General features: G+C 47.7%; 10 protein-coding genes. All 10 read left to right on the top strand.

The annotated features are described in order from the left end of the window. The first annotated feature begins 13 nt into the window (after window positions 1-13). The 10 genes from GON22_RS21255 to GON22_RS21210 all read left to right on the top strand — a co-directional run bounded on the left by GON22_RS21255 (window position 14) and on the right by GON22_RS21210 (window position 11,154). The gene (locus GON22_RS21255) at window positions 14-2,182 is read left to right on the top strand and encodes a Hint domain-containing protein (protein ID WP_160398127.1); all 2,169 of its coding nucleotides are present in this window, start codon (window positions 14-16) and stop codon (window positions 2,180-2,182) included. 35 nt (window positions 2,183-2,217) lie between these two features. Continuing rightward, on the top strand, window positions 2,218-2,850 hold the full coding sequence (locus GON22_RS21250; protein WP_160398126.1) for a hypothetical protein: 633 nt from the start codon (window positions 2,218-2,220) through the stop codon (window positions 2,848-2,850). Between the two features lie 239 nt (window positions 2,851-3,089). Further along, the gene (locus tag GON22_RS21245; protein ID WP_160398125.1) at window positions 3,090-3,656 is read left to right on the top strand and encodes an RNA polymerase sigma factor; all 567 of its coding nucleotides are present in this window, start codon (window positions 3,090-3,092) and stop codon (window positions 3,654-3,656) included. Beyond that, window positions 3,619-4,941 (top strand): DUF4179 domain-containing protein, encoded by a 1,323-nt coding sequence (locus GON22_RS21240; RefSeq protein ID WP_160398124.1) that lies wholly within the window; start codon window positions 3,619-3,621, stop codon window positions 4,939-4,941. Before GON22_RS21245 ends, GON22_RS21240 begins: the two co-directional genes overlap by 38 nt. A 196-nt stretch (window positions 4,942-5,137) precedes the next feature. Beyond that, window positions 5,138-5,470, top strand: a complete 333-nt coding sequence (locus tag GON22_RS21235; protein WP_160398123.1) for a PadR family transcriptional regulator — start codon at window positions 5,138-5,140, stop codon at window positions 5,468-5,470. Further along, window positions 5,467-6,813, top strand: a complete 1,347-nt coding sequence (locus GON22_RS21230) for an FtsW/RodA/SpoVE family cell cycle protein (RefSeq protein ID WP_160398122.1) — start codon at window positions 5,467-5,469, stop codon at window positions 6,811-6,813. The genes GON22_RS21235 and GON22_RS21230 overlap by 4 nt, the downstream gene beginning before the upstream one ends. 218 nt (window positions 6,814-7,031) lie before the next feature. Further along, the gene (locus GON22_RS21225; protein ID WP_160398121.1) at window positions 7,032-7,907 is read left to right on the top strand and encodes a serine/threonine protein kinase; all 876 of its coding nucleotides are present in this window, start codon (window positions 7,032-7,034) and stop codon (window positions 7,905-7,907) included. Window positions 7,908-8,061: 154 nt separating this feature from the next. Then, complete coding sequence (locus GON22_RS21220) at window positions 8,062-8,391, top strand: metalloregulator ArsR/SmtB family transcription factor (RefSeq protein WP_160398120.1); 330 nt, start codon at window positions 8,062-8,064, stop codon at window positions 8,389-8,391. Next, entirely contained in the window at window positions 8,388-8,783 is a 396-nt protein-coding gene (locus tag GON22_RS21215; RefSeq protein WP_160398119.1) for an SRPBCC domain-containing protein, read from the top strand. The genes GON22_RS21220 and GON22_RS21215 overlap by 4 nt, the downstream gene beginning before the upstream one ends. 115 nt (window positions 8,784-8,898) lie before the next feature. After that, a complete protein-coding gene (locus GON22_RS21210) occupies window positions 8,899-11,154 on the top strand; it encodes an ATP-binding cassette domain-containing protein (protein WP_160398118.1) in 2,256 nt (751 codons plus the stop codon). Window positions 11,155-11,174: the final 20 nt, after the last annotated feature.

Genomic DNA, 11,174 nt, shown 5'->3' with positions numbered 1-11,174 from the left:
GAGGTAATGAATAATGGATTGTTTAGATTCCCTTAAACTTAACTTAGGCGCGGCGCAAAATTTAACCGATGTTAACTGGTCTACTGTAAATCCGCAAGATATTAACAACAATAACTTTCAGTTCGGAAAACCATTCTACTTAGTGTGCCCAGGCCAGCATTGCCAAGATAACGTCAATTTCTCGCCGCAAGCACACCGCTTATGCCAATGTACCGATATTAACGGGAACCCTGTGCCGGGCTGTTCCCCGCATGATTACCTGTACCCGTTTGCGGCGCAGGTGTGCTTTAACACTAGCAATCCTTCTGATATGAGCAACGCGACGCTAGGCAATAGAGGCTGTATGAGCTTGGGAGATACTTGGAATGTAGTAACTTGTTACTGCTGCTGCTCGTGCTTTGCCCATGGAACGCAAATCGGTACGCCGGATGGCCACCGTGCGATCGAGAAGTTTAATGTTGGCGATAAAGTCATCACGGCAAGCTTGCAGCAGGGCGCGCAAGGGCTTCAGCTAGAGTGGAAGAAAGCAAGGCTGAACTTCAGTAACGGCACTGGTCCGCAAAGCCATCAGCCTGCAATGATCTACATTCGGTTCGGCAATCATGGCAGCATCGTCGTCACGCCGGATCACCTGTTCCTGATGCCTAATGGCAAGCTCAAGCGTGCTGACCGCCTGGTGCCAGGCAAAGATTTGTTAGTTTCCTATAACAGCACGGAAGTGGAAATAAATGAAATCAGCGTTGGCGAATACACGGGCGGCGTGCATCATATCGCTACCGATATTTCCTTCAACGGTTCGTTGGATGGCCACTTGCTGTTGTCGGAAGGATTAGTTTCGGGCGATTTCAATTTGCAAATCCATCAGCATGAGCTTCTAAATAGCGGCTTGTTAGAGGATGTTTCGGACCTTCCGAAAATTGGCACAAAAGAATATGAAGAAACCCATACGCACTTAGTTGCCGGCAATTATATGTCATTTAGCGCTCCAACTGTTGGCGCGTTGGACACGGCATCGGTTGCGGCTACACCTGAAGCGGCTACACAAGTAAGCAAATTTTATGTGCACGGTTCGAATGTCGCTTTCGTGCCAGATAACGCGGCTTCCTTCCTCAGCCCGATGCAAGCGATTGATGTGAACGATAAAGCGGACAAATGGGGCTTCACCGAAGTAAGCATCGGCAATGCGATGGTGAAATATTTGGTGAACCTGTTCCAAGGCTTCTACCCGGACATTACGTTCTATCATGACATCGGACGCCTGGAGCCAAACGCTTATGCCTTCACCCAGTTTGGCAAACAGTATGTCGTCGTATCGGGCGGCTTAACGCGCATTAAAGGGCTCGGCATGGAAGGCATGGCGTTCATCCTCGCCAATATGGTTAGCCGTCTTCAGAAGAGTGCACCGATTAACGAGGATGGCTTCACGACGGTCGGCATGAGCGACTACTATACGCCAGTTATTTTGCAAAATATGTTCTTCGGCACGCTCTATGCACCATTAATGACGAGCGCATTGCACCAAATTCAGCTCGTGATCTTTAACAACATTAATGTTTCGTTGCATGATGCGTTTGAAACCGATCCGTATCAGCCAACTACGGGAACCCGTATGGATGCAGTGGAAGCAGGGAATGGCATGAACTTCCCGCCGAACGGCATTGGCGGCCCGGAAGCGAATGGATTGAAGGTGACTGGGGCGAAGGTAACAGGACCGACGATTAGTGCAGTTTCGCTCGTGACGGCGGATATAACGGCAGACATTGCGGCGGCAGCGTTCAAGCTGCTGCAGGACAACAAGATCGTCGATGCAACAGGTTTGATCGCGGCGGACTTCGCGGTTACTTCGGACTTGTCGTTCTTGTTCGCGGATTTAGCAGAGGAGAACAAAACGTTGTTCACCGAAGAGGTGCGCTATGCATTGTTGCACGCGAGCTCAACCGTTGAATTGCAATTCAACTCACCTGTGAAAGCACTGAGTGTTGCAGATGAGGATGATTTCTCGTTTGAGCCAAGCGCGGCCATTACAGATGTAACGCCAGGCAGCAATAAGTCTTCGGCATTGTTGAAAGTTTCGCTGAAGCGCGGTGTAGCATATACTGTTTCGGTCTCCAGAGCACTGACTTCAGATATCGGCTCGACCTTGGACCCGAAAGCTTCTTCGGCTGAAGTGACGTTAGGCTAAAAAAGACACAATCTTAAGAACAGAGGAGAATAGCTATGAAATCAGCCGCCCAAGAGATGGGAGCATTCACGGGGACAATAGAAGAGCAGTGCGGGCAATTTGGCATCATCCTGGGTTTGAACGGCCCGGTTTCGGAAGAGGTTCTTCTTGCGGCTGTTCATGATGCTAGTTACGCGCATAATTTATTGTCGGCCCGTAGGTCAGAGATGTTTCTAAACTATTTGCTAAACAATCCGCCTAAGGTCGAAATCGCTGAAAGCACGGAAACATTAGAGCGGTCTAATTCCGGTGCATCGGAAGCAACTGCGGATAGCGGTTTAGCTGCTGTGCCATCAGCCACACATTCCAATGCGGAATTAGTGAAGAAAGCAGGCAAAGCGCTGTGGAATTGGGCGAGAGCAGGGTTTGCCACGGTGGAGGATGAGGTGTACCATAAACGGATGAGCGCTTGCCAAGCATGTCCGCATATTCAAAATAAACCGGATAAACTGGTATACCGAGCGTTGTCCGCTACGGCTTCGGCCTCATCCGATACCGCAGAAAGCATTTGCGGCAAATGCGGCTGCGTGCTTTCCAAGAAAACGAAGCTGCCTACGGAATCCTGTCCGGATAATCACCCAGAGCTCGCAGGCATGACACGTTGGGAAGAGCCTATTCCGGCAACTTAATTTAATCCGATATGTAACGTTCATGATAAACAAGCTGGTGCAGGAATGATTCCTGTGCTAGCTTGTTTTTTTGTGGACAAAGCTCGGCTTCAATGTCCGTTCATATCCATATTTATATATTGCAATCAAAGCTCTTGTCCAACTATGCTGAAAGCTGCACAAAAAAAGTTTAATTTTTTTATTTAAGAAATGAACTTTCACAACCTCTATGGTCTCTTATATAGGAAAGAGGTGAGAACATGAATGTAAGCCGCCTGGTTAAACAAGCCCAAAGAGGCGACAAGGAAGCTTTAGTACAACTAATCATTAGCCAACAGGACGCGTATTATCGCCTTGCCTATAGCTATATGAAAAATGAGCATGACGCAATGGATGCCATGGAAGACATGATTGTTACGCTTTATGAGAAACTGGACCAATTGCAAAAGGGAGAATCTTTCTATAGCTGGAGCAAAACCATTTTGGTCAATCGTTGCAAAACGCTTCTCCGCAAAAAAGAACGGTTTCTTCCAGTGGGGGACGAGCAAGAGCCATCACTTGCTGCATTATCGGACGAAAATCCATTTCGTAATTCAGAATCTGAATATGATATGCAGGTGCTGCTCACCCATTTGAATGAACGGCAGCGGGAAGCGATCGAGCTTCGATACGTACATGATCTGCCTTACCAGACGATTGCTGACATGACGGGGACACCGATTGGCACGATCAAATCGAGAATCTCGAAAAGCATTCAAAAACTGAGATCTATAATTGGAGGTGATCGTGATGAAAACGATCGAGGACAGATTACAGGAGCACAATGAGGCTTTGAAAATCGTTCGGGCTCCGTCAGCACTTGAGGGAAGGCTTCGGCATGCACTTGCGCAGGTTCCCTCTAAGAAACGAAAAACGAATAAAGCGGTGGCATGGGTCGTATCATTAGCTGCAGCTTTCCTTCTAATTGTCGGAACATACCAATTCCCAGCTTTTGCTTATTACGGAGGCAAGTTATTAAGTCAAATGGAGCTGGATTCCTTGAAATTTGCGGAAGTGGCCCAGCACGGCTATGGACAAGCCGTTAACAAAAGCAAAACGTTCGATGATGGCACTGTCATTGCCATTAACGGCGTAATTGCCGACGATAATGCATTAACTTTGTACTACTCGATTGATCGGCCTAATGGATCGCTAGTTGATGAGAAGGGTTCAAATCGATTTTTCGCACACAAACTGCAAGGTTTCTTAACGCATTCAAACGCAAGAGGAGGAAGTGGCAACTATAGTAACGGCAAGTCCCATTACGAGGGCGTAGCGAAATTTGATGCGGTTAGCCCATTCTCCAGAACATTAACGGTAACATTCGGTGAGTGGATAGGGAATAAGGAAAATGCATACTATCCGGTCACTTTCAAGTTTGATGCGAACAAAGCAATGAACAGTTTGTTTAAAGCAGACATTGAAGCGTCTGTTGCCGTTGATGAAGGGGCAGTCGTCTATGATAGCATTACGGCTTCGCCGACTTCTACGATCGTAAAGGGGCATTATGAACTGAATGAAAAAGTTGTTCCAAGATTTCCAGGCAATACAGCGCTTTATGTGAATGGAACCAGAATGAAGCCATGGTTAATGCTTGGAGCGAATCCTACGGAAGAAGGCGGTTTCCCGGGATTTGAACTTGAATTTGATGTGCTTCCAACAGACAAGATTACGTCCGTAGAGCTTGTTCTTGAAGATTTCAATGGATATCAGAAAGTAGATCAACCGATTTCGCTAGCGGCGCCATCCGATAAATCCATCACAATTGGCGATGAGAAACTATGGATTCGTTCCGTCACGAAAACCGATACAGGCTATGATATCGTTATCGCTAGAAAACAATTTACGTTCGTCGAAACGGACGATTTAGCCGTTCAAACGGGGGAGACCGAAGTGCCGGTGTCATCCATTTCTCCGGAGCGGCAATGGGATCTGCATAACGGCAACATCCTATGGGAGCAGACGTATTCGTTTAACACGTTAGAGCGACCGGAACGGCTGCTGCTAAGTGGATTTCATTATATTAAAACCTATGGCAAAACCGTCCCTATTCCGATTACGGCCCCAAAATAATATTGTTTTGCCTTAAGCGCGCCTCGGTGTGCTGAGCGACCGGAAAATGTGCTGCACGTGCAGCACATTTTTTTAATATGAGCGGTTAAGGCGCTATATCTCGTCACTATTGGTTCCCGTTGCATAATGGTGGATAAAAATGTATACTAACACCTAGATATCCGATACATCGATAAACTATAGGAGGTGGACGAGCATGAAGATTAACAAAGAGCTTATGAAGGGCAGCACCGTCATCTTGATTTTAAAGCTTCTGGATAGCAAAGATCTGTACGGCTATGAAATGACAAAGCTGATCGAGCAGAAATCTGAAGGATTGTTCACGTTCAAAGAAGGGACGCTATATCCCATTCTTCATACGCTTGAAGTGGAACGCCTTGTCGCTTCTTATTGGGATGAGGAAGGCGGACGCAAGCGGAAGTATTACAAGATTACGGATGAGGGCCGCAGAACGCTGAGCGAGAAGCAACGGGAATGGTCGCTATTCAGCACCACGGTTTCACGGATCGTTGGGGAGGGCAACATATGAACCAGAATATCAAGAAACATCCACTTGTTCAGCGATTTCTAGACCGCGTTTGTGCACAGGTTAGAGCGAAAGCCGTTCATGCGGATATTCGAACGGAGATGCTGCATCATCTGGAAGAGCTATATAGTGTGAAGTTAGAAGAAGGGATGGCAGAGGCGGAGGCGATTGAAGCGGCTGTTACACAGATGGGCGATCCTGACGTAGTAAGCAAACAGCTGAATGCCGCACATAAGCCAAAGGTGGAATGGAGCGTCATTTCACTTCTCATCGGGATGTTGATTGTTGGCGTAGTTACGATGTTTTCAATGTATAGTGCGTTGGATGGAGGGGTATGGGTCGAACGTAAACTGTTCTTCGTTGTCTCGGGTCTCTTTGTCATGGGTGTGTTGTACTTTATTGATTACCGCAGGTGGCTGCATTTATCTAGTTTGTTATATGTAAGCGCCTTGTTGATAATGGCTATTGCGCACAAGCAAGGTGTTGGCGTCGAGATTAATGGTGCTAAACAATATATCGCAGTTGGTGCATTCATGTTTAATGTATGCGCAATTGCACCTTACGTCCTTATCATAGCTGTTGCAGGGATGCTGCATAAAGAAGCGGCGAGCGGATCTGGTTCAGGGAATGAACTCGAACGGCTCATTCGGTTTAGTAAAAATGTAGCCATCTATCTGCTTGTGCCTACTTGTTTTTTCATTGCGGCGCCAGCTATAGGGTACTTGCTCATTTATCTTATCAGTGTCTCGGTACTGCTCATAATGAAAGGGAAGTGGAAGATCATTGTCGCCGGAAGCAGTGTCATCGGTGCATTTCTGGCTATCCAGGCATTGTATAGTCTGAATATGCAGTTCGCGTGGGAACGATTTTCGGGCTTCTTCCACCGGTCCTCAGAGAACTCATACTATATGATCCGGTCAATTGAGGCGATTCATGACGCTGGCATGTGGGGGCAAGGCTTCGGCATTGCAACCCGGCGATTGCCCGGCATAGCAAGTGAAATGACATACTCCTACCTCATATACAGCCTAGGCTGGGTTTTCGGCCTTTTGGTCGCCGTACTTGCATTGCTGTTTCTGCTTCGAATTGTGAAGATGGGTTTGCAGATACAGGAGGGATATGCAAGGGGGCTCGTCCTTGGCTTATCCTCCGTATTCGCTATCCAATATGTCTGGTGTTTGCTTATGAGTATTGGGATGTTGCCGATCCTTGGCGGCATGCAAATGCCGATTATGAATTGGGCGAGTGGGACGATCGTGGAGCTGGCAGTGATCGGGCTTATGCTTGGCGCGTTCCGGCGGAAGGATATGCTGGGAAGTGCTACATTGTTGAAGAAGGCAGGCTAGAGGAAAATATGGCGAATGAGAGCGAGTGCAACAAATGTAGTTAAGAAAACAGTTGTCAACAGACAAGTTTTGCGGATAATTATGGTTGATAACTTGGAAGGAGTGATGTCTTATGACAAGGCATTTTACCGATAGTAGGGCAAATAAAAATATGGGGATTACGTCTAACTAATAGCCCTATAAACAGCGTGAATCCCCAAATTCGAGGGGACGGTATGATGAACCAACAACCGGTAACGTATACGATGGACAAGGTTTCATTTGAGCTGCAACAACCGCATGACTTCACGTGGCTTCAATCGCTGGGCACTGTTTTCTGTGCGTTTGGCCAACAGGATTCTGGCAACATCAGCTTCGGAATCGAGAACAATGGCACGAAGATTTTTGTAAAATATGCGGGCTGCAGGCCAATGTCATTTTCAGGTAATCCGATAGATGCAATAAACAGATTACGGGCTGCAATGCCGTTATACACAATCTTAGAAAACGCTAATCTAATCAAGCTATTGGATCATTACGAAACAGGCAATGGCTATGCCGCCATATTCGAATGGTTTCCAGGCGAGTGCCTACACTCTCATTGGTTGTTTGCAGGAATAGCCAAACATACACATCCGGATTCACCTTTCTACAAGTTTAAACAGTTACCCATTGCGAAACGGCTTCAGTCGCTGAACACGATCTATGAATTCCATGAATATGTGGAGGCAAGCGGGTATGTAGCGGTCGATTTCTATGACGGCAGCTTGCTCTATGATTTTTCAATGGACGAAATGAAAATTTGCGACATCGACTTTTATAGGCCAGCGCCATCTGTTAACGACATGGGGGAAGGCTTCTGGGGAGCAACGCGGTCGAAATCTCCGGAGGAGTTTACTTTAGGAGCGCCGCTTGATGCAAGAACGAATGTTTTCACGATGGGCGCTATCGCATTTGGGCTGCTAGGCGGTGAAATGGACCATTCGTTCTCTCAATGGGAAGGGAACCGTTCACTCTATGAAGTAGCTTTACGAGCAGTAAGCAGGGATCGCGAACTACGCTATCCTACGATCCAAGCATTTAAACAAGCATGGGATGCGGGGGTTAACAGCTAGGCATGCCGATGGGCTGGCCTGAAAGTCATTGCGAAGTGACTTTTGGGCCAGCTTTAAAATCGAAGTTGACACGACCCCAAAAGGTGTCATATTATTAAATAGTCACCAAATGGTGTCCTTTATGTGATCCGATGGATACTTAGGAGAGGGTGTTGTGAGCGAGAACAATCAGTTGCGGGATGTATTTGACGCGATTGCAGATCCAACTAGAAGACGATTGATCAGCTTGTTGTCGGAAGCCAGCGAGGTACCGCTGCATGAGTTAACGGCACAGTTTCAAATGGGCCGTACAGCTGTATCCAAACATTTGGGCATTCTCAAAGAGGCTGGATTGGTAGTTGACCGGAAGGCCGGAAGAGAGACCCTGTTTAGGCTCAATGCCGCTCCACTTCAAGAAATACAAGATTGGGTCAGCTTTTATAGTAAATTTTGGCGAACCAATATGATGCGATTGAATCAACTATTCGAGGAGGATGAACTGTGAGTTTGACATTATCTTTGGATTTTGAATATAAGACGACGGTCGAGAAGCTATGGTCTGCAATAACCGATTCCACTAAGCTCGCGAAATGGACGATGGAAAATGATTTTCAGCCTATCGTAGGCCACCGGTTTCAATTCCGCACGCAACCGACTGAATATTGGAATGGCATTATTGACGGGGAAGTGCTTCTGGTAGAAGAACCAAGCCGATTGTCTTATACGTGGTCAAGTGGAGAGACGCATACGGTTACTTGGACAATTCAGGATTTAGGGGACGGCAAGGTGAACCTTCATCTCGAGCAAACCGGCATCTCGAACCCGCAAGCGCTTGGCGGCGCTAAATATGGTTGGACGAATTGGAATGCCGAACTTGAAAAGTTGTTGGCACAATAACGGCTGATGGAACGTATAGGATGGTTGAACCGAAACAACATAACCGGCTGCGGTAGGCTTGCAGCCGGTTTAAGTTGTGTCTGACAGAAACTAATAGGAAATGAAGGTGTCAATAATGAACGAAGCAAATCAGGAATATATCGTACTTTCAGGTGCGAGGGAGAATAATCTCAAGAACGTATCCTTGCGCATCCCTAAACGTAAAATTACGATTTTCACCGGTGTGTCTGGATCCGGGAAGTCATCCATCGTTTTCGATACGATTGCGGCAGAATCCACGCGATTATTGAATGAAAATTTCAGCATGTTCGTTCGCAATTTCCTGCCTAAGGTTCCGCAGCCCGACACGGATGCAATCGAGAACCTGAGCATGGCCGTTATTGTGGACCAGAAGCGGCTGGGTGGCGGTTCCCATTCAACAATGGGCACGATTACCGATATCTCTCCTATTCTCCGCCTTCTGTTCTCCCGAGTTGGCGAACCTTATGTTGGACAAGCCAACATGTTCTCGTTCAATGATCCGCAAGGCATGTGCCTCGAATGCAGCGGAATTGGACGCAGGCTGGGCATTGATATGAGCAAGGCACTGGACATGTCCAAATCGTTGAATGAAGGCGCTATCCTGCTGCCGGACTATAAGGTGGACAGCATGGATTGGTCGATCATCGTCCAAACAGGGGACTTCGATATCGACAAGAAGCTGAGTGATTATACGGCTGAGGAATTAGACCATTTGCTATACAGCAAAGCACGGAAAGTGGAGATGCAGTTCGGCGGCAAGGCAATTAATATTACGGTGGAAGGCGTTATTGAGAAGTTCACCACCAAGTACATCAAGCGGGACTTGAAAACATTATCCGAGCGTACTCAAAAGGCAGTTGCGCCATACATAACCGAAGGCCCTTGTTCTAGCTGCAAAGGAGCGAGGCTTAGCCAAGCTGCGCTCAATTGTAAAATCAATAGCCTTAACATTGCGCAGATGGCTTCAATGGAGGTTGGCCAGCTCGTCCGCGTCATTCGGGAAATAGACAACCCTGTAGCAACGCCTATTGTTAAATCGCTGACCGAGCGGCTGCAGCATTTGGTAGATATCGGGCTCGAATACTTGACGTTGGACCGTGAGACCGATACGTTGTCCGGCGGCGAGTCGCAGCGGGTCAAGATGGTGAAGCACTTAAGCGGCAGCTTAGTGGATGTCACGTACATTTTCGATGAGCCGAGTGTTGGCCTGCATCCCCGCGATGTGCATCGGTTGAACGAGTTGCTGCAAAAGCTGCGCGATAAAGGCAATACGGTCATTGTCGTTGAGCATGATCCCGATGTCATCAAAATTGCGGATCATATCGTCGATGTAGGGCCTCACGCAGGCAGCCGCGGCGGCACGATCGTCTATGAAGGAAGCTTCGAGGGCTTGCTTGAGTCAAGCACGTTGACTGGCACCCATATGAAACGGGCGCTTCAGCTAAAGCACGAATGCAGGAAACCAACTGGCAAGCTGCCTATTCAAAATGCCACACTTCACAACCTTCATAACGTGAGTGCAGACATTCCAACCGGCGTGCTAACCGTCGTGACAGGTGTGGCTGGTTCTGGCAAGAGTACGCTCATTAACGATGTTTTCCTTAGCCAGCATTCGGATGCAATCGTCATCGACCAATCGGCGGTAGGCGTGTCTACGCGTTCAAATCCTGCGACGTATACAGGCATTATGGATGATGTGCGCAAAGCATTCGCATCGGCGAATAAGGTGAATCAAGGCTTGTTCAGCTTCAACTCCAAAGGGGCATGCGAGAACTGCCAAGGGTTAGGAGTCGTGTACGCTGACCTTGCTTTCCTCGAAAGCGTGAAGCTGCCGTGCGAAGTATGCGGGGGCAAACGTTTCAAGGAAGAAGTGCTCGCGTACAAGCTAGATGGCAAGTCCATAGCGGATGTGCTGGAGATGACAGTCGAGCAAGCATTGGAGTTTTTCCAGCTCAAAGAGGTTGTGCGCAAGCTCCAGGCGATGAAAGATGTTGGCCTAAACTATATAACACTGGGACAGCCGCTTAGCACACTCTCTGGCGGGGAATGCCAGCGCATCAAGCTGGCAAGCGAGCTGCATAAGAAAGGCAGCATCTACGTGATGGATGAGCCAACGACTGGCTTGCATATGTCAGATATCGGGCTCCTGCTGGATATCATGAACCGTCTTGTAGATGCTGGCAATACGGTCATCGTCATCGAGCATAACCTTGATGTCATCAGCCAAGCGGATTGGATCATCGATATGGGGCCAGACGGAGGCAGCAAGGGCGGACAGGTCGTATTTGAAGGAACGCCTTCACAGATCATCCAAGTTGAGCAATCGATAACGGGCAAGTATTTAAAGTGATACAATAATTCTAACATCAA

Source organism: Paenibacillus sp. MMS18-CY102 (assembly GCF_009789195.1).
In the GTDB taxonomy this organism is placed as follows: Bacteria; Bacillota; Bacilli; order Paenibacillales; family Paenibacillaceae; genus Paenibacillus_T.
The sequence above is the reverse complement of the archived record's forward strand: the minus strand, read 5'-3'. Positions and strand labels throughout refer to the sequence as shown.

What these genes read in the sequence shown, in the direction of transcription:
- GON22_RS21235 (WP_160398123.1), top strand. Translation starts at nt 5,138, where the DNA reads ATGAAGATTAACAAAGAGCTTATGAAGGGCAGCACCGTCATCTTGATT.
- GON22_RS21245 (WP_160398125.1), top strand. Translation starts at nt 3,090, where the DNA reads ATGAATGTAAGCCGCCTGGTTAAACAAGCCCAAAGAGGCGACAAGGAA.
- GON22_RS21240 (WP_160398124.1), top strand. Translation starts at nt 3,619, where the DNA reads ATGAAAACGATCGAGGACAGATTACAGGAGCACAATGAGGCTTTGAAA.
- GON22_RS21255 (WP_160398127.1), top strand. Translation starts at nt 14, where the DNA reads ATGGATTGTTTAGATTCCCTTAAACTTAACTTAGGCGCGGCGCAAAAT.
- GON22_RS21230 (WP_160398122.1), top strand. Translation starts at nt 5,467, where the DNA reads ATGAACCAGAATATCAAGAAACATCCACTTGTTCAGCGATTTCTAGAC.
- GON22_RS21225 (WP_160398121.1), top strand. Translation starts at nt 7,032, where the DNA reads ATGAACCAACAACCGGTAACGTATACGATGGACAAGGTTTCATTTGAG.
- GON22_RS21250 (WP_160398126.1), top strand. Translation starts at nt 2,218, where the DNA reads ATGAAATCAGCCGCCCAAGAGATGGGAGCATTCACGGGGACAATAGAA.
- GON22_RS21210 (WP_160398118.1), top strand. Translation starts at nt 8,899, where the DNA reads ATGAACGAAGCAAATCAGGAATATATCGTACTTTCAGGTGCGAGGGAG.